The organism is Pseudomonas sp. ADAK2 TE3594 (assembly GCF_053628675.1).
Map to the genome: position 1 here is coordinate 6,183,599 of NZ_JBRJGV010000001.1, position 25,662 is coordinate 6,209,260.

General features: G+C 61.3%; 19 protein-coding genes. 15 read left to right on the plus strand and 4 right to left on the minus strand.

The window, feature by feature from the left end:
- Positions 1–14: 14 nt before the first annotated feature.
- Genes AB7M22_RS27840 through AB7M22_RS27860 form a run of 5 tightly spaced genes read left to right on the plus strand, consistent with a single transcriptional unit; the run spans position 15 to position 11,797 of the window.
- Positions 15–7,874, plus strand: coding sequence for an Ig-like domain-containing protein (locus AB7M22_RS27840; RefSeq protein ID WP_454188866.1), 7,860 nt, complete (start codon positions 15–17; stop codon positions 7,872–7,874).
- A 39-nt stretch (positions 7,875–7,913) separates the two neighbouring features.
- Positions 7,914–9,428, plus strand: coding sequence for a TolC family protein (locus tag AB7M22_RS27845; RefSeq protein WP_454188404.1), 1,515 nt, complete (start codon positions 7,914–7,916; stop codon positions 9,426–9,428).
- Positions 9,412–10,017, plus strand: a complete 606-nt coding sequence (gene cysC / locus AB7M22_RS27850) for an adenylyl-sulfate kinase (RefSeq protein WP_454188405.1) — start codon at positions 9,412–9,414, stop codon at positions 10,015–10,017. Before AB7M22_RS27845 ends, cysC begins: the two co-directional genes overlap by 17 nt.
- Positions 10,014–10,799 carry an aspartyl/asparaginyl beta-hydroxylase domain-containing protein gene (locus tag AB7M22_RS27855; RefSeq protein ID WP_454188406.1) on the plus strand — a complete coding sequence of 262 codons (786 nt, stop codon included), beginning with the start codon at positions 10,014–10,016 and terminating at the stop codon, positions 10,797–10,799. Before cysC ends, AB7M22_RS27855 begins: the two co-directional genes overlap by 4 nt.
- On the plus strand, positions 10,787–11,797 hold the full coding sequence (locus tag AB7M22_RS27860) for a sulfotransferase family protein (RefSeq protein ID WP_454188407.1): 1,011 nt from the start codon (positions 10,787–10,789) through the stop codon (positions 11,795–11,797). Before AB7M22_RS27855 ends, AB7M22_RS27860 begins: the two co-directional genes overlap by 13 nt.
- A gap of 277 nt (positions 11,798–12,074) precedes the next feature.
- Here AB7M22_RS27860 and AB7M22_RS27865 read toward each other — a convergent pair whose 3' ends face one another.
- Positions 12,075–12,833 (minus strand): slipin family protein, encoded by a 759-nt coding sequence (locus AB7M22_RS27865; protein ID WP_008009522.1) that lies wholly within the window; start codon positions 12,831–12,833, stop codon positions 12,075–12,077.
- A gap of 22 nt (positions 12,834–12,855) precedes the next feature.
- Positions 12,856–13,383 carry an NfeD family protein gene (locus tag AB7M22_RS27870; protein WP_454188408.1) on the minus strand — a complete coding sequence of 176 codons (528 nt, stop codon included), beginning with the start codon at positions 13,381–13,383 and terminating at the stop codon, positions 12,856–12,858.
- Positions 13,384–13,593: 210 nt separating this feature from the next.
- Between AB7M22_RS27870 and AB7M22_RS27875 the strand changes: the two genes are divergently transcribed.
- Positions 13,594–14,061: an aminoacyl-tRNA deacylase gene (locus tag AB7M22_RS27875; protein WP_007899556.1), complete on the plus strand. Its 468-nt coding sequence runs from the start codon at positions 13,594–13,596 to the stop codon at positions 14,059–14,061.
- Positions 14,062–14,185: 124 nt separating this feature from the next.
- Positions 14,186–14,431: a DUF2789 domain-containing protein gene (locus AB7M22_RS27880; protein ID WP_007899563.1), complete on the plus strand. Its 246-nt coding sequence runs from the start codon at positions 14,186–14,188 to the stop codon at positions 14,429–14,431.
- A gap of 3 nt (positions 14,432–14,434) precedes the next feature.
- On the opposite strand, the gene AB7M22_RS27885 is transcribed toward AB7M22_RS27880, so the two are convergent.
- Both AB7M22_RS27885 and AB7M22_RS27890 read right to left on the minus strand, forming a co-directional pair.
- On the minus strand, positions 14,435–14,716 hold the full coding sequence (locus tag AB7M22_RS27885; RefSeq protein WP_454188409.1) for a type II toxin-antitoxin system RelE/ParE family toxin: 282 nt from the start codon (positions 14,714–14,716) through the stop codon (positions 14,435–14,437).
- Positions 14,713–14,991 (minus strand): hypothetical protein, encoded by a 279-nt coding sequence (locus AB7M22_RS27890; RefSeq protein ID WP_008068580.1) that lies wholly within the window; start codon positions 14,989–14,991, stop codon positions 14,713–14,715. The genes AB7M22_RS27885 and AB7M22_RS27890 overlap by 4 nt, the downstream gene beginning before the upstream one ends.
- Before the next feature lie 193 nt (positions 14,992–15,184).
- Between AB7M22_RS27890 and AB7M22_RS27895 the strand changes: the two genes are divergently transcribed.
- The 8 genes from AB7M22_RS27895 (at position 15,185) to pgaA (ending at position 25,650) form a co-directional block, all read left to right on the plus strand.
- Positions 15,185–15,613, plus strand: coding sequence for a MarR family winged helix-turn-helix transcriptional regulator (locus AB7M22_RS27895; RefSeq protein ID WP_454188410.1), 429 nt, complete (start codon positions 15,185–15,187; stop codon positions 15,611–15,613).
- Positions 15,610–17,682, plus strand: coding sequence for an FUSC family protein (locus AB7M22_RS27900; protein ID WP_454188411.1), 2,073 nt, complete (start codon positions 15,610–15,612; stop codon positions 17,680–17,682). The genes AB7M22_RS27895 and AB7M22_RS27900 overlap by 4 nt, the downstream gene beginning before the upstream one ends.
- A complete protein-coding gene (locus tag AB7M22_RS27905; protein WP_454188412.1) occupies positions 17,679–17,888 on the plus strand; it encodes a DUF1656 domain-containing protein in 210 nt (69 codons plus the stop codon). The genes AB7M22_RS27900 and AB7M22_RS27905 overlap by 4 nt, the downstream gene beginning before the upstream one ends.
- Positions 17,885–18,772 carry an efflux RND transporter periplasmic adaptor subunit gene (locus tag AB7M22_RS27910; protein ID WP_454188413.1) on the plus strand — a complete coding sequence of 296 codons (888 nt, stop codon included), beginning with the start codon at positions 17,885–17,887 and terminating at the stop codon, positions 18,770–18,772. The genes AB7M22_RS27905 and AB7M22_RS27910 overlap by 4 nt, the downstream gene beginning before the upstream one ends.
- Complete coding sequence (locus AB7M22_RS27915; RefSeq protein ID WP_454188414.1) at positions 18,769–20,217, plus strand: efflux transporter outer membrane subunit; 1,449 nt, start codon at positions 18,769–18,771, stop codon at positions 20,215–20,217. The genes AB7M22_RS27910 and AB7M22_RS27915 overlap by 4 nt, the downstream gene beginning before the upstream one ends.
- A gap of 81 nt (positions 20,218–20,298) precedes the next feature.
- A complete protein-coding gene (locus AB7M22_RS27920) occupies positions 20,299–20,934 on the plus strand; it encodes a hypothetical protein (protein ID WP_007899588.1) in 636 nt (211 codons plus the stop codon).
- A 308-nt stretch (positions 20,935–21,242) separates the two neighbouring features.
- Positions 21,243–22,754 carry a YdgA family protein gene (locus tag AB7M22_RS27925; protein WP_454188415.1) on the plus strand — a complete coding sequence of 504 codons (1,512 nt, stop codon included), beginning with the start codon at positions 21,243–21,245 and terminating at the stop codon, positions 22,752–22,754.
- 415 nt (positions 22,755–23,169) lie between these two features.
- A complete protein-coding gene (gene pgaA, locus AB7M22_RS27930) occupies positions 23,170–25,650 on the plus strand; it encodes a poly-beta-1,6 N-acetyl-D-glucosamine export porin PgaA (RefSeq protein ID WP_454188416.1) in 2,481 nt (826 codons plus the stop codon).
- The last annotated feature ends 12 nt before the right edge of the window (positions 25,651–25,662 follow it).

Below are 25,662 nucleotides of genomic sequence, written 5' to 3' on the forward strand. Positions count from 1 at the left end.
TCCGGGTGAGCAGCATGTGGTGGAGCAAAGGCAAGTCGCGGGTTACCGAAGGCGCACGAGCGCTGGCCTCGCCAATGATCATGTCCCTGGAGCCGCGCATGCTGTTCGACGGCGCGGTGGCCGCGACGGTTGCCGATACCGCCCAGGCTGACGGCCATACCACTGCCGACACGGTCAAGGCTCCGACTGCCGATCAACCGGTCGCCAGCAAGGACACCCACGGCCAGACCGACGCCGCGCCAGCACCAGCACCCGTTGCGGTGCCGGGGCAAAGCGTGGTGTTCGTCGATTCGCGGGTCAAGGATGTCGATAGCCTGCTTCAGGGCGTCGCGCCTGGCACTCAGGTGGTTCAACTGGATGCCACCAAAGATGGCCTGCAGCAAATTGCCGATTATCTGGACGGCCATCAGGGCGTCAGCTCGGTGCAGATCATTGCCCACGGCAACGCGGGCGATTTGTGGCTGGGCAACAGCTACTTGTCCGCCGACAACGTCGCGGCCCGCAGCGCAGTGCTGGCGGAAATCGGCAAGGACATGAACGTTGGCGGCGACATCCTGATCTACGGCTGCTACACCGCCGAAGGTGAGCGCGGCTTGAGTTTTGTCGACTCGCTGGCTCAATTGACCGGCCGCGATGTGGCCGCCTCTAGCAATCGCACCGGGCTCGGTGGCGACTGGGATCTGGAAATTGCCACCGGCAACATTGAAAGCGCCAATGTCCTCTCGACCACGGCCATGACCGACTATCAGTGGGGTCTGGCTACTTGGACCGCCACTAACAACGCCAACACGGGCGTCGGTTCGCTGCGCGCGGCGATCGCCTCGGCGCAGAACGGCGATATCGTTACCTTCAACGGCAGCATGACGGTGCAGCTGACGTCCGAACTGCTGATCAACAAGAACATCACCGTTGATGGCGACTTGAACAACGACGGTGCGGCTGACGTGATTCTCGACGGTCAGTACAGGACCCGAGTGATTGAAGTGTCTTCTGGCAGCATCGTGACGCTCGATGGCCTGGTGATCACCCGCGGCCTGGTGTCGGGCACGGGCGGCAACGGTGGCTACGGTGCCACGGGCTCGATGGCCGGGGGGATTTTCAACGCAGGGATTCTGACCCTGAACAACGTCAGCGTGACTTCCAACGCCGCTTCCGGTGGCGGTGGTGGCGGCGGTGTCACCGGCGCTTTTTACGGCGGTGGCGGTGGTGGCGGCGGCGGTTTGGGCGGCCAGGGCGGCGGGCATGGCGGTTCGGCAGGGCCGGGCACCGGCACATTGGGCGGCCAGGCGGGCGGCGGCGGTGTTGGTGGTTACGGCGGCGGTTATGACGCCACCCACATGGGCGGTCGCGGCGGTACCACCACTGGCGGGGCTGGCGGCGTAGGCGTTTCCTATTACAGCAACGGCGGTAACGGTGCGACGGCCACCAATGGCACGATTTCCATTGGCGGTGGCGGCGGCGGGGCCGGTTGGGACAAGGTGGGGGGCGCCGGCGGCAACGCGGTGGGCGGGATCTACAACGCCAGCAGCGGCACCATCACCATCGTCGGCACGTCGACCATCAGCAACAACATCGGCGCTGGTGGCGGCGGTGGCGGTGGTGGTGGCCAAGGCAGCAATGCCAGCAATGGCGGCATTGGTGGCCGTGGCGTCGGTGCGATCTGGAACAAAGGCACGCTACTGATCACAGCCGCCAACTTCGCGGCCCTGGCCGGTAATGCCGCGGCCAGTGGTGCCGGCGGTACCGCGCAGGGCGGAGGTACAACCGGTACCTCGCCGACCTCTGTCGCGACCATATACAACGACGGCGGCGTACTCAACACCGCGTATTCACCGCCACCGACCGCGACCATTGTGGTCGCTGACACCTCACTGCGCATCGGCGAAACGTCCCTGGTGACCATTACCTTCTCCGAGGCGGTAACCGGTCTCACCAATGCGGATCTGACCATCGCCAACGGCACCTTGACCGCGGTAAGCAGCGCTGATGGCGGCATTACCTGGACGGCAACCTTTACCCCTTCCGTCAGTATTTCCGATACGACCAACGTCATCACCCTGGACAACACCGGGGTGATCAACATTCTGGGCACCGCTGGCGTCGGCACCACCAACTCCAATAACTACACGGTCGACACCGTACGCCCGACCGCCAGCATCGTGTTTACCGACACGGCGCTGAGAATCGGCGAAACCTCCCTGGTGACCATCACTTTCAACGAAGCGGTCACCGGTCTCACCAATGCCGACCTGACGATTGCCAACGGCACCTTGACCTCGGTGAGCAGCGGCGATGGCGGCATCACCTGGACGGGGACTTTCACGCCGAGCGCGAGCATCACCGACACGACCAACCTGATCACCCTGGACAACACCGGGGTCAGCGACCTGGCGGGCAACGCCGGCAGTGGCACCACCGATTCGAACAATTACGCCATCGATACCGTGCGGCCAACGGCAACCGTCGTGGTGACAGACAATGCGCTGAGAATCGGCGAAACCTCGCTGGTGACGATCACCTTCAGCGAAGCGGTCAGCGGTTTCACCAACGCCGACCTGACCATCGCCAATGGCACCTTGAGCGCGGTCAGCAGCAGCGACGGCGGCATCACCTGGACCGCGACCTTCACACCTTCCGCGAGCACTAACGACGCGACCAACCTGATCACCCTGAACAACACCGGGGTCAGCGATCTGGCGGGCAACGCCGGCAGCGGCACTACCGATTCGAACAACTATGCGATCGATACGCTTCGTCCGACCGCAACCATCGTGGTGACGGACAATGCGCTGAAAATCGGCGAAACCTCGCTGGTGACGATCACCTTCAGTGAAGCGGTCAGCGGTTTCACCAACGCCGACCTGACCATCGCCAACGGCACCTTGAGCGCGGTCAGCAGCAGCGATGGAGGTATCACCTGGACCGCGACCTTCACACCTTCCGCGAGCATCACCGACACGACCAACCTGATCACCCTGGACAACACCGGGGTCAGCGACTTGGCGGGCAACGCCGGCAGCGGCACCACCGATTCGAACAACTATGCGATCGACACCGTGCGGCCAACGGCAACCATCGTGGTGGCGGACACGGCGCTGAGAATCGGCGAAACCTCGCTGGTGACGATCACCTTCAGTGAAGCGGTCAGCGGTTTCACCAACGCCGACCTGACCATCGCCAACGGCACCCTGACTGCGGTGAGCAGCAGCGACGGCGGCATCACCTGGACCGCGACCTTCACACCTTCCGCGAGCATCAACGACACGACCAACCTGATCACTCTGGACAACACCGGCATCGCGGATCTGGCGGGTAACGCCGGCAGTGGCACCACCGATTCCAACAACTATGCGATCGACACCGTGCGCCCGACCGCCACGATTGTACTGGCCGATACAACACTGACAGCGGGCGAAACCTCGCTGGTGACCATCACCTTCAGCGAGGCGGTCAGCGGTTTCACCAATGCCGACCTGAGCATCGCCAACGGCACGTTGAGCGCGGTGAGCAGCAGTGACGGCGGCATTACCTGGACCGCGACCTTCACGCCAACCGTCGGCGTGAGTGACCCGAGCAACGTCATCACCCTGAACAATACCGGTGTGGCCGATCTGGCCGGCAACACAGGCAGCGGCACCACCAACTCCGGCAACTACACCCTCGATACGGTGCTGCCGACAGCCACTATCGTTGTTGCCGACACTGCGCTGAGAATCGGCGAAACCTCGCTGGTGACCATCACCTTCAATGAAGCAGTCAGCGGTTTCACCAACGCCGACCTGACCATCGCCAACGGTACGTTGACCGCGGTCAGCAGTAGCGATGGCGGCATTACCTGGACCGCGACCTTCACGCCGAGCGCGAGCATCACCGATACGACCAACCTGATCACCCTGGACAACACTGGCGTGCAGGCTGCCGGCACCGGCAACGTGGGCAGCGGCACCACCGATTCCAACAACTATGCAATCGACACCGTGCGGCCAACGGCAACCATCGTGGTGACGGACACGGCGCTGAGAATCGGCGAAACCTCGCTGGTGACCATCACCTTCAGTGAAGCGGTCAGCGGTTTCACCAACGCCGACCTGACCATCGCCAACGGCACATTGAGCGCGGTGAGCAGCAGCGACGGCGGCATCACCTGGACCGCGACCTTCACGCCGAGCGCGAGCATCAACGACACGACCAACCTGATCACCCTGGACAACACCGGCATCGCGGATCTGTCGGGCAACGCCGGCAGTGGCACCACCGATTCCAACAACTACGCCATCGACACCGTGCGCCCGACCGCCACGATTGTGTTGGCCGATACAACACTGACAGCGGGCGAAACCTCGCTGGTGACCATCACCTTCAGCGAGGCGGTCAGCGGTTTCACCAACGCCGACCTGAGCATCGCCAACGGCACCCTGACTGCGGTGAGCAGCAGTGACGGCGGCATTACCTGGACCGCGACCTTCACGCCAACCGTCGGCGTGAGTGACCCGAGCAACGTCATCACCCTTAACAATACCGGTGTGGCCGACATCGCCGGCAATACCGGTAGCGGCACCACCAGTTCCGGCAACTACACCATCGATACGGTGCTGCCGACCGCGACCATCGTGGTCGCCGACAATGCGTTGAACATCGGTGAAACGTCGCTGGTGACCATTACCTTCAGCGAAGCGGTCAGCGGTTTCAGCAACGCCGACCTGACGATTGCCAATGGTACGTTGAGCGCCGTCAGCAGCAGTGACGGCGGCATCACCTGGACCGCGACCTTCACGCCGACCGTCAGCATTACCGACGCGACCAACCTGATCACCCTGGATAACAGCGGGGTGCAAAATGCTTCGGGCAATGCCGGCAGCGGCACTACTGATTCCAACAACTACGCGATCGACACTGTGCGGCCAACGGCAACCATCGTGGTGGCGGACACGGCGCTGAGAATCGGCGAAACCTCGCTGGTGACCATCACCTTCAGTGAAGCGGTCAGCGGTTTTACCAACGCCGACCTGACCATCGCCAACGGCACATTGAGCGCGGTGAGCAGCAGCGACGGCGGCATTACCTGGACCGCGACCTTCACACCTTCCGCGAGCATCAACGACACGACCAACCTGATCACCCTGGACAACACCGGGCTCAGTGACCTGGCGGGCAACGCCGGCAGCGGCACCACCGATTCCAACAACTATGCGATCGACACGGTGCGCCCGACCGCCACGATTGTGTTGGCCGATACAACGCTGGCAGCGGGCGAAACCTCCCTGGTGACCATCACGTTCTCCGAGGCGGTGAGCGGATTCACCAACGCCGACCTGACGATTGCCAATGGTACGTTGAGCGCGGTCAGCAGCAGTGACGGCGGCATTACCTGGACCGCGACCTTCACGCCCACCACTGGCGTTAACGACGCCACCAATGTCATCACCCTGAACAATACCGGCGTGGCCGACATCGCCGGCAACACCGGCAGCGGTACCACCAGTTCCGGCAACTACACCATCGATACGGTGCTGCCGACAGCCACCATCGTGGTGGCCGACAATGCGCTGAGAATCGGTGAAACGTCGCTGGTGACCATTACCTTCAGCGAAGCGGTCAGCGGTTTCAGCAACGCCGACCTGACCATCGCCAATGGCACCCTGACCGCCGTCAGCAGCAGTGACGGCGGCGTCACCTGGACCGCCACCTTCACCCCGACCGTCAGCATTACCGACGCGATCAACCTGATCACCCTGGATAACAGCGGGGTGCAAAATGCTTCGGGCAATGCCGGCAGCGGCACCACCGATTCCAACAACTACGCGATCGACACCGTGCGGCCTACGGCAACCATCGTGGTCGCGGACGCGGCGCTGGGGGTAGGGCAAACATCGGTGGTGACCATCACGTTCTCCGAGGCGGTGACCGGTTTTACCACCGCTGACCTGACGGTGAGCAACGGTACCCTGAGCAGTCTGAGCACCAGCGATAACATCACCTGGACCGCCACCCTGACACCAACGGCGAGCATCACCGATTCGACCAACCTGATTACCCTGGACAACACCGGGGTCCTGGATGGGGCCGGAAACGCGGGTACCGGTACCACGGATTCGAATAATTACGCAATCGACAGCCAACGGCCGACCGCCACTATCGTGTTGAGCGACACGACCCTGAAACCGGGGGAGACGGCGCTGGTGACCATCACCTTCAGTGAAGCGGTGACAGGTTTTGACAACAGTGATTTGAGCATCGCCAACGGCACCTTAAGCGCGGTCAGCAGCAGCGACGGTGGCATCACCTGGACCGGGACCTTCACCCCGACTATCGGGATTACCGACGCCAGCAACATCATCACGCTGAACAACAGCGGCGTCTCGGACCTGGCCGGCAATACCGGGGCAGGCACCACCAACTCGGCCAATTATGTGGTGGAAACCGAGGTGCCGACCGCCACCATCGTGGTTGCCGACAATGCCCTCAAGGCCGGTGAAACCTCGCTGGTCACTATCACCTTCAGCGAAGCAGTCAGCGGTTTCAGCAACGCCGACCTGACCGTTGCCAACGGCACCCTCAGTAATGTTTCGTCCAGCGATGGCGGCGTGACCTGGACCGCGACCTTCACGCCTACGGTCAGTGTGACGGACACCACCAACCTGATCAGCCTGGACAACAGTGGTGTGACCAACGCGTCGGGTAACAGCGGCGTCGGCGTGACCAATTCCAACAACTACGCGATCGACACCGCTCGCCCGACCGCGACCATTGTGGTCGCGGACAATAAACTGGGCATCGGCGAGACCACCACGGTGACCATTACCTTCAGCGAAGCGGTGTCCGGTTTCGACCTGTCGGATCTCAGCGTGGCCAATGGCGTGTTGTCCAACCTTGCCAGCAGCAACGGCGGTGTGACCTGGACCGCCACGCTCACGCCGACCGCGAGCCTTAATGATGCGACCAACCTGATCATACTCGACACCGGCAATGTGCTCGACGCCGCGGGCAATGCCGGCGCCAGCATCGCTATCTCCAACAACTACGCGCTGGATGCGACCCGCCCAACTGTCACCATTGTGGTTGCCAACCCGAACCTGAGCATTGGCCAGACGACACTGGTGACTTTCACCTTCAGTGAGGCGGTCAGCGACTTCGATTTGTCGGACTTGAGCGTTACCAATGGCGAGCTGACTAACCTGGCCAGCAGCGACGGCGGCAAGACCTGGACCGGGACCTTTACACCCACCGCGAACATCACCGATCCGAGTAACTTCATTGCGCTGGACACCAGCAATGTGACGGACCTGGCGGGCAACGTGGGCGCCAGCGTCGCTGTATCCAATAACTACGCGATTGATACCGCACCGGCGCCGCCCTTGGTTTTGACACCGGTGGTCGTAGTCGATCAACCGAACGTGCCATTGCAACCGATCATCTTCACCCCACCCACTGGCGATCTTGGCTCGCCGCTGACGTTTGCCCCGCTGTTTGAACAACGGGTGATAGGCAATGGCATTCGGCCTCTGGGCGACATTTTCATGAACCACGGGGCGCTGGCGCCAAGTTTTATCGCGCAGGTATTCAGCAGCAGTGAGAGCGGTGGCGATGGCTCAGGCCAAGGCTTCCTGGGTTTTGGCGGGGGCGATGGCGGGGTCTTCGGCAGCAGCACTCTGTCGAGTCTGTTCAATCAGGACACCAGTAGCGAGGGGGATTCGCTGAACACCTTCGGTAATCAGTCAATCAGGGCGGGGGATGTTTCCCAAGGGCTGCGTGGCGTGTTTGGCGCACCGACTCTTGGCCAACAATTGCAACAACTCAAAGACACCGAGCAACGGCAGGTCGAAAGCCTGGCCGCGGCGTTACAACAGGTCGGCATCAGCGAAATGCAGGCCTGAAAAAAACATTAAAGCAGTGAGGCACCGGGGGCTCCAAGGATGAAGAGAAGTCAGAAGTTGTTCGGCGCCAGCTTGCTGGCGCTGGCGATCAGCGGATGTGCAGTCACCAGTGAACCGATCGAACGCAGCGTCAGCCAACAGCGCGCCAAAAGCGATCTGCAAAAGATGTACACGGGTCAGGAGCCCCTCAGCGGCCCACTGACCCTGCACCAAGCCATGGCCCGCGCGGTGAAGTACAACCTCGAAGGCCGGCTCAAGATCATGGAAGAGGCCTTGGCCAAGCGCCAACTCGACCTCGCCAGTTTCGACATGTTGCCACGCATGGCGCTGGATGCCGGTTACGTGGGGCGTAACAACGTCAACGCATCCAGCAGTCAGAGCGTGCTCACCGGTACCCAGTCCCTGGAACCGTCGACCTCTCAGGACCGCGACCGTGAAGTGGCAGACCTGACCATGGTCTGGAACGTGCTCGACTTCGGTGTCAGTTACATCAGCGCCAAGCAGCAGGGCGATCAGCGGCTGATCGTGCAGGAACGTCGGCGCAAGGTGATCAACACCATCGTCCAGGACGTACGCTCCGCCTATTGGCGAGCCATGGCCGCTGAGCGTTTGCTCAAGCAAATCGACAGCCTGATGGCCCGGGTCGAAACCGCCCGCAACAATAGCCAGAGCATGAGCGAGCAGCGTATCGGCGATCCGATTCAATCGTTGGGTTATCAACGCTCGCTGATCGAAGCCACCCGGCAACTGGAAGAGCAACGTCGCGCACTGTCGCTGGCGAAAACCGAACTGGCGACCCTGATCAACCTGCCTCCGAGCACCGAGCTGACGCTGGCGACCCAGGACGACTACGTCATTCCGGAACTCAAAGTCGACCTCGCCAGCCTGGAACAGGAAGCCCTGACCAGTCGGCCGGAGTTGCGTGAGCAGGATTACCAGACCCGCATCAGCGCCGCCGAAACCCGCAAAGCCATGCTGCGCCTGCTGCCGGGGCTGGAGTTTTCCGCCGGTGGGCATTACGACAGCAACTCGTTTCTGGTGGAGCAGGGCTGGGCGGATTACGGGGTGAAAGTCACCTGGAACCTGTTCAATGTGATTTCCGCACCCGCCGCGATCGACGTTGCCAAGGCTGGTGAAGAAGTCGCCACGGCGCGCCGGCAGGCGATGTCGATTGCCGTGCTGGCGCAGCTTTACGTGGCCAACGCCAACTATCGCGAGGCGATGCGGCAGTTCAAGACCAATCAGCAACTGTCAGACATCGATGGGCAAATCGTCGGCCAACTGCGCAATCGCTATCAGGCGGCCGGGCTGGGCGAACTGGATCTGATCCAGGGCGAGCTGAACACGTTGCAGGCCGATCTGCGTCGCGACCTGTCTTATGCTGACTTGCGCAACGCTTATGGGCAAATCTTCGCCAGCGCCGGCCTCGATCCGCTGCCGGACGAGGTACAGTCGACGCAAGTCCAGTCCATCGCCACCGCCCTGGCCAATCGCGAAGAGGCGTGGGCGGCGGGCAACATCTCAGTGCCGGTGGCCCATGCCCCGGTCCAATAACCTGCTGGCGCCGACGGCGAGCATCAGCCGCGCCCAACGGGAGACCCGCAACGGCCATCGTGGCGCGGCGATTCTGCTGACCGGTTTACCGGCCGCGGGCAAGTCGACATTGGCCCAGGCACTGCACGCCGAGTTGTTCGAACACGGCGTGCAAAGTGTGGTGCTCGATGGCGACGGATTGCGGGTGGGGCTCAATCGCGACCTGGGGTTCAGCGACAGCGATCGCCTGGAAAACATCCGCCGCGCCAGCGAACTCGCGGCGCTGTTGGTGGACAACGGGCAGATCGTGATCCTCGCGATGATCGCGCCCTTGGTGGAGTTGCGTGAATTGTTCGTCCAACGGTTGGGCGAGGATTACCGCGAAGTCTGGTGCAGCGCCTCGTTGGCGGTGTGTGAACAACGCGATCCCAAAGGTCATTACGCCCGTGCTCGACGGGGTGAGTTGGCGGGGTTTACCGGTATTTCGGCGCCGTATGAACCACCGCCGTGCGCGTCGCTGGTGCTCGACACGGGCGCGCAGTCGGTCGAGGCCTGTCTCGACCGTTTGCTGACCTGGCTCGGCGAGTGCGCGGTGCTGCCGAAACGATGAGTCGGCCGGCCTTCTCCCGCTTGCCGGTAACGGTGGATTTGCCGTTGCTGTTGCAGGCGCTGGGGGCGATTGGCGAGGACGACTGGCACAGCCACTTCAATAGCGATTATTACGCGGGCGACTGGAGCGGTGTGGCGCTGATTTCCGCAGCCGATGCCTTGACTGAGCTGTCCCCCGGTCGCGGCGAAACTCTTTTGCGTGAGCCCTGGCGGCAAGATGCTCGATGGCAGCAAGGGCTGCGGGATCTGCCGCTGCAGATCGTCTGCGCGCGCCTGTTGCGGCTCGGCCCCGGCGGGCGGATTCACGAGCATCGCGACTATGACCTGGGCGAGCCGGACGCTGATTTGCGTGTACATATCCCGCTGCTCAGCCCACCTCGGGTGGACTTTCTGCTGGATGGCCAACGCATGCCGATGGCCGCAGGCGAATGCTGGTATCTCGATTTGTCGCGGCCGCATCGCGTGGACAATCACGATACCCAGGCACGGGTTCATCTGGTACTCGATTGCCGGCCCGGTGCCTGGCTGGAGCAGGCGATCATCGACGGTGTATCGACCACGCCGCCGCCCGGTGTCGATGATGGGGCTTTGCTACAGTTTCAGCGTTTAGTGGCCAGCGATTCGCAGCTTTCGAAGACGTTGCAGGGCTTGCCGGACACCGAAGCTTTTATCACCCGCACTCTGGAACTGGCGGCTGGGCGAGGCTTGCTGTTCACCCGCGAAGAACTACGCGCAGCGATGCGCGACGGTCGCCGCCAATGGAATGAACAATGGAGCGCCTGAACCTCGAAGGCTGGTTGCCGATTCGTGTCTGGCAAGAGGCCGGGCAATGGCAAGTTGACTGGTGCTGGTTCGGTGACACGCGGCTGCATCAACCGTTTTTTCGTGACGCCGTAGAGGATGCGCTGCGACTGCCGTTCAATCAGGCGTTTCGCCGCACAACTGCATTGTTGACCCTCGCCGACTGGCAGGTTTGCAGCCCCGGTCTGACGCCGAGTGCGTTTATCTTTCATGCCTCGCGCTGCGGCTCGACCCTGATCAGCCAGATGCTCGCGCAACTCGACAACCACATTGTCATCAGCGAGCCACCGCCGCTGGATGCCTTGCTGCGCAGTGATTTACCCGCCGTCGAGCGCTGTGCCGCCATCAAAGGGTTGTTGTCTGCCTATGGCCAGCGTCGACTCGGTTCGGAGCAACGACTGGTCATTAAGCTCGATGCCTGGAACATCACTGAATTGCCTGTGTTACACGAGTGTTTTCCCGAAACGCCTTGGTTGTTTGTGTACCGCGATCCGCTGGAAATCGCCGTCTCGCATCTGCGTCGTCCGGGCATGCACATGGTGCCGGGGATGATCGGGGTGAGCGGGCTGGACGACGAATTGCCGTTCGATAGCCGCGAGGATTACATCGCCCGGCGGGTGGGACGGTTACTGGCGTCGGGGTTGGCGCAATGCCGGGCGTTTGGCGGCCTGGCGGTGAACTACAGCGAACTGCCACAGGCCATGGCGGGGCGGTTGGCTGAGTTTTTCGGGTTGGATGAATTGCAGCGTGAGCAAGTGTTCGCGGCAGTGGGGCAACATGCCAAACAGCCGTCGGACGTGTTTGTCGGAGACAGCGATGGCAAGCGTCGCGAGGCCACGGCCCTGTTGCTCGAGCGGGTAGAGCGTTGGGCGCGAGCGCCGTATGAGGCGCTAGTTGCCAAGTCATGTATCGACGGCACTGACGCCATCGCGAGCAAGCCCGCTTCCACATTGGATGGGGGGCGCCCCCGTATTTCTTGAACATCCGAAATCCACTGTGGGAGCGGGCTTGCCCGCGAAAGCGGTGTGTCAGTCAACATTGATGTTGAAGCTGATGGCCCCTTCGCGAGCAAGCCCGCTCCCACAGTAGTCCTGGGGTGCACACAGCATTTGTGAACGCCCAAGATCAAATGTGGGAGCGGGCTTGCTCGCGAAAGCGATCTTCAATTCACCACAAATCTACCGAGATAAACCTTGGCCCGAGCCTGCATCTGTGACTTCTCCCAATGATCCAGCGAGTAGGAAGGCTGCGATCTGTTCAAGGCTTGGACGACAAATCCGCCATCCCCTTGAGCAATTCGATCGGCAGCGGAAAGACGATGGTCGAACTCTTGTCACCGGCGATCGAACTCAGCGTCTGCATGTAACGCAGCTGCATGGCCCCCGGCTGGCGTCCGAGCATTTCGGCGGCCTGCATGAGTTTTTCCGAGGCCTGCAGTTCACCTTCGGCGTGGATCACCTTGGCCCGACGTTCCCGTTCGGCCTCGGCCTGCTTGGCGATGGCGCGAATCATCGATTCGTTGAGGTCCACGTGCTTGATCTCGACGTTGGCCACCTTGATGCCCCAGGCGTCGGTCTGCGCATCGAGTACTTGCTGGATATCGACGTTCAGCCGTTCCCGTTCGGCCAGCAATTCATCGAGTTCATGTTTACCGAGCACCGCTCGCAACGTGGTCTGGGCCAGTTGGCTGGTGGCCATGAGAAAGTCTTCGACCTGAATGATCGCCCTTTGCGGATCGAGCACGCGGAAATACAACACTGCATTGACCTTGACCGAAACGTTGTCCCGGGTGATCACGTCTTGCGGCGGTACGTCGAGCACCACGGTACGCAGGTCGACGCGAACCATTTGCTGGACCACTGGAATCAACAGGATCAGGCCAGGGCCCTTGACCTGCCAGAAGCGTCCGAGCTGGAACACCACGCCGCGTTCGTATTCGCGCAGGATGCGGAAGGTCGACCCCGCCAGTGCAATCAGCAATAACAGGAGCGCGGCAAAACCCAGTTGCAGACCCATGACTATTCTCCGCCATCATTGTTCATGCGGGCGCCGCGTCAGCCGCGACCACTTCCAGCAGTAAACCTTTGCGTGCCACCACCCGGACCTGCTGGCCCGGTTGCAACGGTGTGGCGCTCATTACTTGCCATTGCTCGCCTTGCAGGTGCACCCAGCCGATATACGCATTACCGGCCTGCAACGACGTTATCGGCGTCACGCTGCCCAGTAATTCGTCGTCGCCGCTGACGTTGCGACGCGGTCGGGTTTTCAAGGCGCGGATCAGCAGGAAAGTCAGCAGCAATGCGCTAATCAGCCCCAAGCCGATCATCAAGGGAACGGGGACTTCGGCATTGGTCAGAATCACCGCGCCAATCACGAACATCACAAGACCGCCAAGACCGACCACGCCGTAATTGGGCAAGGCCGCCTCGGCGATCAGAAACGCAATACCGAACGTGATCAGCCAGAGCCCGATGGGATCGGGAACCAGCACCACGAGAGTGTCCGCCGCGAAAACCGATCCGCTCAAGGCCAGCAGCAGCGCAATTGCCCAGCAACGAGTGTTCACTTGACCCTCCGGGAGAGTCATCCGTCCGCGAGCCGTTTGTGGCTCTGTGTACAAGTCTAGTTGAGCCTGTAGTTGTATGAATTTTGACCAGTGTCGACAGCGTCCGACGGGCGGATTTCCCGCCGGATCCCACCAGCGGGCCTAGACTTTTAAGGGAGACAAAAGTTAACCATCGTCCGCGATTCGTTGCTGCGGACACCGAGGTGCATCATGCGTATGGCAAAAACCGTGCAGAACAGCCTGGACAAGGCCCACTGCGAATATGACATCGTTTCCCACCCGCACTCGGCCAGCAGCCTTGAAACGGCTCGGCTCGCGGGCATCCCTGCCGAACGGGTCGCCAAATCGGTGATCCTCGACGACCGCCACGGGCATTACTTGATGGCCGTGCTACCCGCCAGCCGTCACCTGGACCTGAGCAAAGTCCGTGGCAGCAGCGAATGGCAAGTCACCCGTGAAAGCAACCTGCCGCACCTGTTCGACGATTGCGAACGCGGCGCCGTGCCTGCATTGGGCGAATCCTACGGGATGGATATGGTCATCGACCCACAGCTGACCCGGCAGAAAGACATTTACCTGGAAGCCGGCAACCACAACAACCTGGTACACATGAGCGTGCCGGAATTCTTGAAAATGGTGCCGCATGCCGAAGTGTGCGAGTTGAGTCTTTCGGCATAACAGTCGCCCCGACTGACGTCATCGCGGGCAAGCCTCGTCTCTACATCCCTGTAGGAGCGAGGCTTGCCCGCGAATGGCCGCGCCGCAGTCACCCGTCCAATACGCGATTACGAAGGAGCCAGACATGGAATCCCCCACCCACAGCCTCCCATCCCTGTTCAAACAACTCGGCCTGCCTGACGACGCCGAAAGCATCGATAAATTCATCGCCACCCATTCACCGCTCAAACCCGAACTGCACCTGGCCGACGCGTTCTTCTGGAGCGAGAGCCAGGCAGAACTGCTGCGTGAGGAGATTCTGGATGATGCTGACTGGGCTGAGGTGGTGGATCAGCTGGATGTGATGTTGAGGAAGGGGCGGGGGGTGTAACAGTCATCTTTCTGGTGGCCACTGTCGGGACGTATGCGCTAGAGCGAGTATCCAGATCGCATCTGGCCCCAATTCATAAACGACACGATAGCTCTGATGTGGAATTAACTCGCGGGTACCTGCAATGATTCCGACAGGGCCGATTTCAGGGTATTGGGCAATGCGGGATATCGCGTCTTTGAAGCGGTTGTCCATGTCGATGGCGGCTTTCGGGTTGACGGCATGCAGGTAATCCCAAATATCTGCACGATCCTGTGCTGCTGTTGGCGTCCAGATTATCTTCATTCTTGTATGGCTGCTCGCACTCGCCTGGCAGTGAATTCTGCTTCAACTTCCTCATTTGTCAGGCCATCCCCAGCGCGCATGGAAACTCGGGCCTTGTCGACCTTACGTTGCAGGAATGCTTCGTACTCGCGCGATTCTCGTTGGGTTTGAACGAATTGACGCATCATTTCCCTGACGATTTGAGAGGCAGGACGATGAGAAGCTTCTGCTTCGGCCATGAACTGTTCACGCAATTCGGGTTCGAGTTTCATCGTAAAAACGGCTTGTTTTGACATGTCCAATCCTCGGAATATGTACTGACGAAGTATATACACCTTCACTACTTTCTTTGATTGAAGCAGTGGTTGTCACGACAGACGGCGGTAAATTGTTTCAAAACTTGACCAACTTTCCCCTCGAATGCAATATTGATAGTTAGCAAACTAACAGTGTGTGTATTCCCTCGTGCCGAACCTCGCCGCTCTCCAGATGAACATCAGCAGCTCCATGGTGGTGGCCGCCCGGCATTGGCGGAAGATCTGCCAGACCACGCTGGTCAACTATGGAATCTCCGAAGCCTGCGCCGTGCCGTTGTTGATGATCGGGCGTTTGGGCGAGGGTGTGCGGCAGGTGACGGTCGCGCAGGCGGCGGGGATGGAGAGTCCGTCACTGGTGCGTTTGCTGGATCAGTTGTGCCATGCCGGTTACGTCTGCCGTACCGAAGACGCCCATGACCGCCGCGCCAAGTGCCTGAGCCTGACCGAGACCGGTCGCGAGCTGGTGCAGGCGGTCGAAATCGAGTTGGTGCGCTTGCGTCATGAAGTGCTCGAAGGGATCGACCAGAGTGATCTGGAAGCGGCGCTGCGGGTATTGAGAGCCTTCGAAGCGGCCAATCATCCAGCGGTGGCTCAGCCTTGAGCGGATTTTTCACCGGCGTACCCCCGGCGCGGGACTGGTTCTACGGTGTGCGCACGTTCGCGGCATCGATGATCGCGCTGTACATCGCCATGCTCATGCAAATGCCCCGTCCGTATTGGGCGATGGCCACGGTGTATATCGTTTCCAGCCCGTTCGTCGGCCCCACCAGCGCCAAGGCGTTGTACCGCGCCGTTGGCACTTTGCTCGGTGCGGCGGCGGCGGTTTTTTTCGTGCCGATGTTCGTGCAGAGCCCTTATGTGCTGGTGGTGGTCATCGCGCTGTGGACCGGGATTTTGCTGTTCCTGTCCTTGCATTTGCGCACCGCCAACAGCTACGCCTTGATGCTCGCCGGTTACACCTTGCCGCTGATCGCATTGCCGGTGGTGGATAACCCGCTGGCGGTGTGGGACGTGGCCGAGGCGCGCACCGAAGAGATCTTCCTCGGCATCGCCTGCGCGGCAGTGGTCGGGGCCATGTTCTGGCCACGGCGGCTGGCGCCGGTGTTCAACGATTCGGTGAGTAAATGGTTCACCGATGCCTCGACCTACAGCCTGCGCTTCCTCAGTCGCAACGTGCAGCCGGACGAAGTCAGCGCCCTGCGTTCATCGATGGTGGCGAACTTCAACAGCCTGGAATTGATGATCGGTCAATTGCCCCACGAGGGCGCGCGACCGCAAACGGTGCGTAATACCAAGGAGCTGCGCGGGCGAATGATCCATTTGCTGCCGGTGATCGACGACCTCGACGATGCGCTTTACGCCCTCGAGCGGCGCACGCCGGAGCTTGTGGATAAGTTCGCGCCGCTGCTGGCCGCGACCACCGAATGGCTCGATCACAAAGACGCTGACCTCGAACGCTGGCAGGCCCTGAAAAACCGGCTCGAAGCGCTGCAACCGAGTGCCGAGGCGCTGGACGACCGCAAACAGTTGTTGTTCTCCAACGCCCTGTATCGCCTCGGCGAATGGATCGATGTGTGGCAAGACTGCCGCAGCCTGCAATACGCCATTCAGTGCGAGAGTCAGGACAGTTGGCGCGCGGTGTATCGGCACTGGCGCCTCGGTCGGCTGTCGCCGTTTCTCGACCGTGGGTTGATGCTCTATTCGGCGGCGTCTACGGTCACTGCCATTATTGTCGCTTCGGTGCTGTGGATTCTGCTCGGTTGGACTGACGGCGGCAGCGCGGTGATCCTGGCAGCGGTGGCGTGCAGTTTCTTCGCGTCGATGGACGACCCGGCGCCGCAGATCTACCGGTTCTTTTTCTGGACCGCGATGTCGGTGCTGTTCGCCAGCCTTTATCTGTTTCTGATCCTGCCGAACCTGCATGACTTCCCAATGCTGGTGCTGGCGTTCGCCATCCCGTTCATCTGCGTCGGCACTCTGACGGTACAGCCGCGTTTTTATCTGGGCATGCTGCTGACCATCGTCAACACGTCGTCTTTCATCAGCATTCAAGGTGCCTACGACGCGGATTTTCTCAGCTTCGCCAACTCCAATCTGGCCGGCCCTATGGGCTTGCTGTTCGCGTTCATCTGGACCCTGATCGCCCGGCCATTCGGTGCGGAACTGGCGGCCAAACGCCTGACCCGTTTCAGCTGGCGCGACATTGTCAGCCTCACCGAGCCGGCTTCGTTGGCCGAACACCGGCAATTGGGCGTGCAGATCCTCGATCGCCTGATGCAGCACTTGCCGCGGCTGGCCATGACCGGCCAGGACACCGGCATCGCGCTACGGGAAGTGCGCGTGGCGTTGAACCTGTTGGACCTGCTCGCCTATTCGCCGCGAGTGACCGGCGTGCCGCAAGTGCTGCTGCATCAGGTGGTGGCCGAAGTCGGCGAGTACTTCAAGGCCTGTCTCAAGGCGGGCGAGCGTCTGCCGGCGCCCGGCCCGTTGCTGATGACCCTCGACCGCACCCGTCGCGCCCTCGGCGGCCAAAGTGATGACCAAACCCGTCTGCACCTGCTGCATGCCTTGAGCGGCCTGCGTCTGGCGCTGTTGCCGGGGGTCGAATTTGTCGGCACGGGCGAACGTGAAGAACCGCTTCCCCATGGCATCGATGGAGCGCCTTTATGATCGGTGATCTGGATATCAGCGGGGTATTCCTGCCCACGCTGCTGGTGCTGATGGGCATTACCTACGTGTTGTACCTGTTGGTGCACGGGTTGCTGACGCACCTGCACTTTTACCGTCTGGTCTGGCACCGGGCATTGTTCAACGTGGCCCTCTACGCCGTGCTGCTCGGCGCCGTGGACTCACTCAGTCGATACCTGATGACATGAAAAAACCTTTTTTGACCCTCGGCCGCGTGGTCCTGACGCTGTTGATCGTGACCTTCGCCGTTGTCGTGGTCTGGCGCATGGTCATGTATTACATGTTCGCGCCCTGGACCCGAGACGGGCACATCCGCGCCGACATCGTGCAGATCGCCCCGGACGTCTCCGGGCTGATCCAGCAAGTGGAGGTGCGCGATAACCAGTGGGTGAAACGCGGCCAGGTGCTGTTCAGCATCGATCAGGACCGTTTCAAACTGGCGCTGCGCCAGGCGAAAGCGGCCGTCGCCGACCGCCAGGAAACCCTGGCCCAGGCCCAGCGCGAGGCCAAGCGTAACCGTGGCCTCGGCAATCTGGTACCGGCTGAACAACTGGAAGAAAGCCAGTCCCGTGTCGCCCGCGCCGAAGTTGCATTAATGGAGGCGCAGGTAACGGTGGACAGCGCTCAGCTCAACCTCGACCGTTCGGTGATCCGCAGCCCGGTGGATGGCTACGTCAACGACCGGGCGCCGCGTTCCCAGGAGTTCGTCACCGCCGGGCGGCCGGTGTTGTCGGTGGTGGACAGTAATTCCTTCCACATCGACGGCTATTTCGAAGAAACCAAACTGGATGGCATTCATGTCGGCCAAGGCGTCGACATTCGGGTGGTCGGCGACCGTGCTCGCTTGCGCGGGCACGTGGAAAGCATCGTTGCCGGCATCGAAGACCGCGACCGCAGCAGTGGCAGCAATCTGTTGCCCAACGTCAATCCGGCGTTCAGTTGGGTGCGGCTGGCGCAGCGAATTCCGGTGCGAATCGCTTTTGATGAGGTGCCGGAAGATTTCCGCATGATTGCCGGCCGTACGGCCACGGTGTCGATCATTGACGAGCAAACCCGGGAGCCGGCGAAATGAGCAGGGCTTCGGGTTTGGCGGTTGCCGGATTAGGCTTGCTGCTGTCGGCCTGTCAGGTGGTCGGGCCGGATTATCATTTGCCGGATGAGGCCGCTGTGCACCGTGAAGATTTTCAGGGCGATCTGGCGGTGAACGGCAAAAATGTCGTCTCGGCACCGGTGCCCGCCGATTGGTGGCGGCTGTATCAGGATCCGCGACTGGACCAATTGGTGCAGCAGGCCATGGCCTCCAACACCGATTTGCGGGTGGCGGCGGCGAATCTTTTGCGGGCTCGCGCCCAGGTCGACGAAGCACAGGCGGCGGGTGGTTGGAGTGGCGGTGTGAAGATCGGCGCCCAGCGTTTGCAGGAATCTGGGGAAGCGTTCTTGCTACCGGAGAAAGTGCCGGTGGCCAACGTTGGTGATATCGGCATCACCACCTCGTATCAGTTCGACCTGTTCGGCACGTTGCAGCGCGGTATCGAAGCGGCCAAAGCGAATGCCGATGCGACTCAGGCAGCGGCGGATACCGCACGGATCACCTTGGTGGCCGATGTGGTGCGGGCTTACACCCTAGTCTGCGCGGCCAACGAAGAGCGGGAAATCGCCCAGCATTCCCTCGATCTGCAAGCCCAGAGCACCACGCTGACCCAGCGCTTGCGCGATGCCGGGCGCGGCGATGAAACCCAGGTCACCCGTTCGCAAACCCAATTCAAATCCTTGCGCGCCGATATGCCGCGTTATGAAGCCGCGCGTCAGACCGGGCTGTTCCGCTTATCGATGCTGCTGGCCAAACCGGTCGAGCAATTGCCGGCGGGCACCAGCGACTGCGCCGAGTTGCCAAAAATTACGCAATTGTTGCCGGTGGGTGACGGTGCAACCTTGCTCAAGCGCCGGCCCGACATACGGCAGGCCGAGCGCAGATTGGCGGCCGCAACCGCCGGGATCGGCATTGCCACCGGCGAGTTGTACCCGGACATCAGCATCGGCGCGAGCATTGGCACGGTCGGCATTCTGGAAAACCTCGGCAAACCGTCGACCAATCGCTGGGGCTTCGGTCCGTTGCTGAGCTGGACCGTGCCATCCAACGGTTCCCGCGCGCGAATCCGTGAGGCCGAAGCCGCGACCCAAGGCGCGCTGGCGCATTTCGATGGCGTGGTGCTCAACGCCATTCGTGAGACTCAGACCGGGCTGGCGCAATATGCAGCGCAACTTCAGCGCCGCGATGCATTGGCTGATGCCGAACAGTCGGCGCAACTGGCGGCAGACCAGACCCACCGCTTCTTCCAGGCCGGTCGCGCGTCGTTTTTGGCGGACCTGCAAGCCACCCGCACCTACACCGATGTACGGGCGCAACTGGCCTCGGCCAACACCCAAGTCGCCATGAGCCAGATCGATTTGTTCCTTGCTTTGGGCGGCGGCTGGGAAAGCGGACGAACGCAAGGCTCACAACCCGGCAAACCCTGAGGCCGTTGCTATGCTTTGATTTGATGGGGGCGCGCGGCGAACCCGTCGATCAAGGCTTGCGTTGGTCATGGGGATCTAATAATGAAAAACCCTTACGCTCCCGGCTTCTGGTGCGCCATTGCTGCATTGGTTTTGCTGTCGGCCACCTATTTTTACGGCGTCATGCTGGCCCACCAGCTCGACACGGCGCTGATATTCCTCGACAGCGCGGCGGCGTTGATCGCCGTGATGGCTATCGTGGTGGTCGCCTGGGCTTCACTCCAGGGCCAGCGCATCAAGAAACGACAACTCGAACAAGGCAAGACCCTGGTGCTGATCTGGGACACCAAGGTGGCTTTGCGTCGCGTCGAAACGGTGTTCGACCGGTATTTCTGGGGCAGTTACTGGCAACCGGGGCGCACCTTCCAGGAAGTGATGGGCGAACTCACCGGCACGCCGCTGGAAAAAAGCCTCGAAACCTTGAAAAAGCAATGCCTGGCGCTGGACAAGCAAGTGGCCGACGAGGGGTGGCACTGGCTGAACAATGCGCGAGAGCTGTCGGATGTCGCCAACGCCATGGCCCGCGAGCGTTATCAACTGGACTTCTGCGACCCGCGCGCGGAAGTGACTGGCGGGGCGGTGATCAATCGGGATTTTGAAGTGCTGGTGTATACGTGGACCGCACGGCTCAAGAGCTTTGATCATCAATTGGATGAGATTGAGGTTCAGTATTCCTGAAATGATGTTGGCTGGACTGATGCCTTCGCGGGCAAGCCTCGCTCCTACAGGATTTGTGTCATTTGCGAAATTTGCGCACGACACAAATCCTGTAGGAGCGAGGCTTGCCCGCGAAGGCGATCTCATGACCACTGAAACTCTCGACCCCATGCGCGAGCCATAGACACTCTTTCACCTTTAATCGTTGGGCCGCTTTGCGGCGCAAATGCTAATCTCCATCCCACTTTCAGCGCAGTCGTGACCGCAACCCGTCATGGGTTCAGGGAAGACGACCACACTTTCAACAACGGACATTGAACGGATACTTCATGAATAAATCAGCAGGCGTGCTTCTAGGAATTGTTGTGGCCATCGGTGCAATCAGCGCTGGCGGTGCGTGGTACACCGGCAGCAAGCTCGACGGGGTGCTGACCACCTCGATCGCCGACGCCAACAAAGAGCTGCAAGCCGCGCTGGCAGGTTCCAATGGTACGGCGTCGCTGGAGCTGGTGTCGCTGGACCGCCATGTGTTCAGCAGTACCGCGCACTACCGCCTCAAGGGCGAAGGCGAGATGTTTGGTGAAGCGCCGGTCGAGTTGCTGTTCGCCGACCGCATCGAACACGGCCCGCTGCCGTTCTCGCGCCTGGTATCGCTGAAGTGGCTGCCGGTCCTGGCCACCAGTCACTACGAGCTGGAAAAGACCCCGCTGACCGAAAAGTGGTTCGCCGCCGCCAAGGACAAATCCCCGGTCAAAGGCGTGGTCAACATCGGCTACGACAACTCCACCAAGGGCACCCTCGAGTTTCTGCCGCTGGAAGCAGCGCTGGATGACAAGTCCAACCTGACATTCTCCGGGTTGAAACTCGACGTGGCCGCCAGCGCCCAGGCGCAAAAGGTCAAGGCCGACGGTTACATGGACAGCCTGAAACTGACCACCGTGGCTGAAGATCAGACTCCGGTGCAGGTCGAGCTCAATGGCTTGACCGTGGCCAGTAACCTGAACAAAAGCACCTACGGCTATTACACCGGCGAAAACACCGTCGTGCTGACCAGCAGCAAAACCACCTTCGGCGCCAAGCAATCGGTACTCGGCGTCAAGAACTTTGAAATGAAGAACCAGACCGAGGAAACGGGTACCAACGCTTCGGGGCGTGCCGATTACAAAGTCGGTGAAGTGTCCTTGAACGGCAAGGTTATCGGTTCTGCGCAGATGGCCATGAGCCTGAAAAACCTCGACATCCCGTCAACGATGTCGCTGATGCAGATCTACCAGACCAAACTGCAACCCTACGAAAGGGCCGCCGCTGAAGCCGCTGCCGCCGGTGAACCGGCGCCGCAGCTGAACCTGACCCCGGCTGAAGAGGCGCAGGTCAAGACCGGCCTGGAGAAACTGCTGGCCGCCGGCCCGCATGTGGCCCTGGAAAACCTGTCGTTCAACACCAGCAACGGCGAAAGCCGCGCCAACCTGGTGCTGGACCTGACCAAACCGCAATCCATGAACCTGCCGCCAGACCAGTTGGTCAAGCAGTTGATCGCATTGCTGGAGTTCAACGTACTGGTGTCCAAGCCAATGCTGGTTGACGTGCTCACCCTGCAGTCGCAAATCGACGGCCAGACCGATGCCAAGCTCATTGCCGATCAGGCCAGCGCAACCGCCGACATGTTCAGCAGCATGGCGGTCGGCACACAATTGGCGAAACTGGACGGTAACAACGTCGTCACCAAACTGCACTATGCCAACAATCAGGTGGACTTCAACGGCCAGAAAATGACCCTCGAAGAATTTGTCGGCTTCGTGATGAGCAAACTCGGTGGCACTGGCAACGTCACCATCCAGTAAAACCGCAGGCTTCAACGCAACGCCCGGCCTCTGCAACACGCAGACGCCGGGCGTTTTGCTGTCTGGGGTTTCGAAACGGGGAGAGGGGGAGGAGGTTCCAATGCCAGTCAGTCAAGGCACGGAACCTGTGGGAGCGGGCTTGCCCGCGATAGCGATCTATCAGTCAACATCTTTATCGACTGACACGACCTCATCGCGGGCAAGCCCGCTCCCACAGGTTCTGCATCTTGGCTGACTGGCATTGAGAGAAGGCCCGAGCGTCACGAATCTGAATAATTATTGTGCGCTGAATTGTCGACTACGCTTGCATGCAAGACTGTTGCGATAAAGCTTGGCTGGGTCTTTCGATCCGGCTTTCCGCTACGAATGGGCAAGGGACATTGTGACCCGGCTGGCCATGTAAGGATGCTGACGAATGCCGCGTATTGCTGGTCCCTTTATTCATCGTGGGTTGCGCCCCCTGTTTCGCGTTGCGCTGTGCGGCCAGTTGTTGTGGCCGATGCAGGCGTTCGCCGACACCCCCTACGACCAAATGGTTCGCGATGCACGGGCCGGCAACTACACGCCTGCGCTGACGGTATTGCGCCAGGTGCCAGTCAACCAGGCCACCACCGGCCAGATCAGCGATCACTTGCAGATCGCCAGCTGGGCCGGTCTGGACGCCGAAGTGGTCCAGGTCTATGAAACCCAGGGGCACAATCGGGCGCTGCCGGTTCAGGCCCTGACCGCCACCGCGCGTGCCTATCGCAACCTCAAGCGTTGGGACTCGGCGACCCAGGTGTACAACAAGGCCTTGGCCCTTGAACCGCAAAATCCCGACCTGCAGCTGGGGTTGGCGATGACCCAGGCCGACGCCGGTAAGCCTGACGAGGCGGTTGCCCGCGCCAGGGCGCTGGTGGCGGCGAAACCGGATGACCCTTCCCGTCGCTTGGCCCTGGCCTACGCCTTGACCCGCGCCGGTGCCACCTACGACGCATTGTTTGAATACGACCAGGCTTTCATCCGCGCCGGCAGCAAGCCCGACGTCGCTCGGGAATACGTGATTGCCCTGCAACGCGCCCGCCTGCCAGAACCGGCCTTGCGCCTGGCCCGTCAGCGGCCGGGGCTGCTGGATCCGGTTACGCTGCGACGTCTCGAAGGTGACTTGGCCGCAGAACGCGTGCGCCTGGCCGAGCTGGCCACTCGCAGCGAAAAAGAACGTTATGTGATCGCTGATCGGGCTCTGGCCGATTACGACCAGTTGTTGACGACCTGGACGCCGGATCCTCAGGCCCACGATGACGTCATTCGCTGGCGAATCGATCGCATGGGCGCCCTCAAGGCCCGTGCACGCACCGCCGATGTGATCGCCGAATACCAGAAGCTGCTCGCCGAAGGTGTGAAGATTCCGACCTATGCCCTGCGTTGGGTGGCGTCGTCCTATCTGGACCAGCGTCAGCCGGAAATCGCCACCGATTTGTATCGTCAGGTGCTGGTGGCGCCGGATGCCGATGTTGGCGACCGCCTGGAAGACAGCACCGCGCTTTATTACGCCTTGCTCGAAAGCGATAAGGCCGATGAAGCGCGCCAGGTCGCCGAGGACCAGGCCAAGTCTCAGAAACCGCGTATCGAGCTCAAGGGCTTGCCGGTGGGCAATCCCAACGATGAATGGATGGACGCGCAGCAACTCGCTGCCCAGGCCGGCACCTACGGCGCTGATCTGCCGTCGGGCGAGCAGCGTTTGCAGACGCTGGTGGATCAGGCCCCGGGCAACCTCGGTCTGCGTCTGGCCCAGGCCGATTTGTACCTGGCCCGGGACTGGCCACGGCGCGCCGAAAATCAGCTCAAGGAAACCGAGAGCATGGCGCCACGGGACATCGGCCTGGAAGTTGCGCAAGGCCACACCGCCATGGATCTGCAGGAATGGCGGCAGATGGATGCGCTGACCGACGATGTGGTCGCGCGTTTTCCTGACAACCGTCAGGTCCAGCGTTTGCAGCGCCAGCGTGCGGTCCATGACATGGCCGAGCTGCGGGTGGAGGCCTACGGCGGCAAGAGTTATGGCGGTGGCGACGGCGATGTCGGGGCGGTTAACGGCAGTCGCGATTTTGGCATCGAAACCACGCTGTACAGCCCGCCCATCGATGAAGACTGGCGCGTGTTCGCCGGTGCCGGTTACGCCACCGGCGACTTCCAGGAAGGCACCGGCCACCATCGTTTTCAGCGAGTCGGGCTTGAACGTCGGACCCGCGACATGAGCCTGGAGGCGGAAATCTCCAACCATTCCTACGGCTTCGGTGACAAACAGGGCGCGCGCCTGGCGATTGCCCGAGACATCGACGATCACTGGCAGTACGGCGGCAGCCTCGAATACCTGTCGGCGCAAACGCCGTTGCGGGCCTTGAATAGCGACATTACCGCCAACGGCGGCAGCGGCTTCATCCGTTGGCGCGCCAATGAGAGCCGTGAGTGGAAACTGGCGGTCAGCCCCTCGCACTTCAGTGACGGCAACAACCGTGTCGAAGCCTTGCTCACCGGTCGCGAGGGTGTTTACCGCGCGCCGGGATTGCAGGTAGACCTCGGACTGGAGGTCGGCACCAGCCATAACTCCAAGTCCGACGACGTGCCGTATTTCAACCCCAAATCCGACTTCAGCGTGCTGCCGACGGTGAACGTCAACCACGTGCTCTATCACCGCTACGAAACTTCCTGGAGCCAGCAGTTCCAGGCCGGTGCGGGCACCTATAGCCAGCGCGATCACGGGACCGGCGGCGTCGGCCTGCTGGGTTACGGCCAGCGCTACAGCTGGAACGACGTATTCGAGGTGGGCGGCCTGCTGAGCGTGATCAACCGGCCTTATGACGGCGACCGCGAAACCGATCTTCGCCTGCTCGTCGACCTCACTTACCGCTTCTAGAAGAGTTTGAAG

Bases quoted from the DNA above. Each gene is read 5' to 3' on its own strand.
- AB7M22_RS27860 (WP_454188407.1), top strand. From the start codon at position 10,787: ATGGAGCGCCTGAACCTCGAAGGCTGGTTGCCGATTCGTGTCTGGCAA.
- AB7M22_RS27845 (WP_454188404.1), top strand. From the start codon at position 7,914: ATGAAGAGAAGTCAGAAGTTGTTCGGCGCCAGCTTGCTGGCGCTGGCG.
- pgaA (WP_454188416.1), top strand. From the start codon at position 23,170: ATGCCGCGTATTGCTGGTCCCTTTATTCATCGTGGGTTGCGCCCCCTG.
- AB7M22_RS27895 (WP_454188410.1), top strand. From the start codon at position 15,185: ATGAACATCAGCAGCTCCATGGTGGTGGCCGCCCGGCATTGGCGGAAG.
- AB7M22_RS27910 (WP_454188413.1), top strand. From the start codon at position 17,885: ATGAAAAAACCTTTTTTGACCCTCGGCCGCGTGGTCCTGACGCTGTTG.
- AB7M22_RS27880 (WP_007899563.1), top strand. From the start codon at position 14,186: ATGGAATCCCCCACCCACAGCCTCCCATCCCTGTTCAAACAACTCGGC.
- AB7M22_RS27865 (WP_008009522.1), bottom strand. From the start codon at position 12,833: ATGGGTCTGCAACTGGGTTTTGCCGCGCTCCTGTTATTGCTGATTGCA.
- AB7M22_RS27915 (WP_454188414.1), top strand. From the start codon at position 18,769: ATGAGCAGGGCTTCGGGTTTGGCGGTTGCCGGATTAGGCTTGCTGCTG.
- AB7M22_RS27855 (WP_454188406.1), top strand. From the start codon at position 10,014: ATGAGTCGGCCGGCCTTCTCCCGCTTGCCGGTAACGGTGGATTTGCCG.
- AB7M22_RS27840 (WP_454188866.1), top strand. From the start codon at position 15: ATGTGGTGGAGCAAAGGCAAGTCGCGGGTTACCGAAGGCGCACGAGCG.
- AB7M22_RS27920 (WP_007899588.1), top strand. From the start codon at position 20,299: ATGAAAAACCCTTACGCTCCCGGCTTCTGGTGCGCCATTGCTGCATTG.
- AB7M22_RS27905 (WP_454188412.1), top strand. From the start codon at position 17,679: ATGATCGGTGATCTGGATATCAGCGGGGTATTCCTGCCCACGCTGCTG.
- cysC (WP_454188405.1), top strand. From the start codon at position 9,412: ATGCCCCGGTCCAATAACCTGCTGGCGCCGACGGCGAGCATCAGCCGC.
- AB7M22_RS27885 (WP_454188409.1), bottom strand. From the start codon at position 14,716: ATGAAGATAATCTGGACGCCAACAGCAGCACAGGATCGTGCAGATATT.
- AB7M22_RS27875 (WP_007899556.1), top strand. From the start codon at position 13,594: ATGCGTATGGCAAAAACCGTGCAGAACAGCCTGGACAAGGCCCACTGC.
- AB7M22_RS27890 (WP_008068580.1), bottom strand. From the start codon at position 14,991: ATGTCAAAACAAGCCGTTTTTACGATGAAACTCGAACCCGAATTGCGT.
- AB7M22_RS27925 (WP_454188415.1), top strand. From the start codon at position 21,243: ATGAATAAATCAGCAGGCGTGCTTCTAGGAATTGTTGTGGCCATCGGT.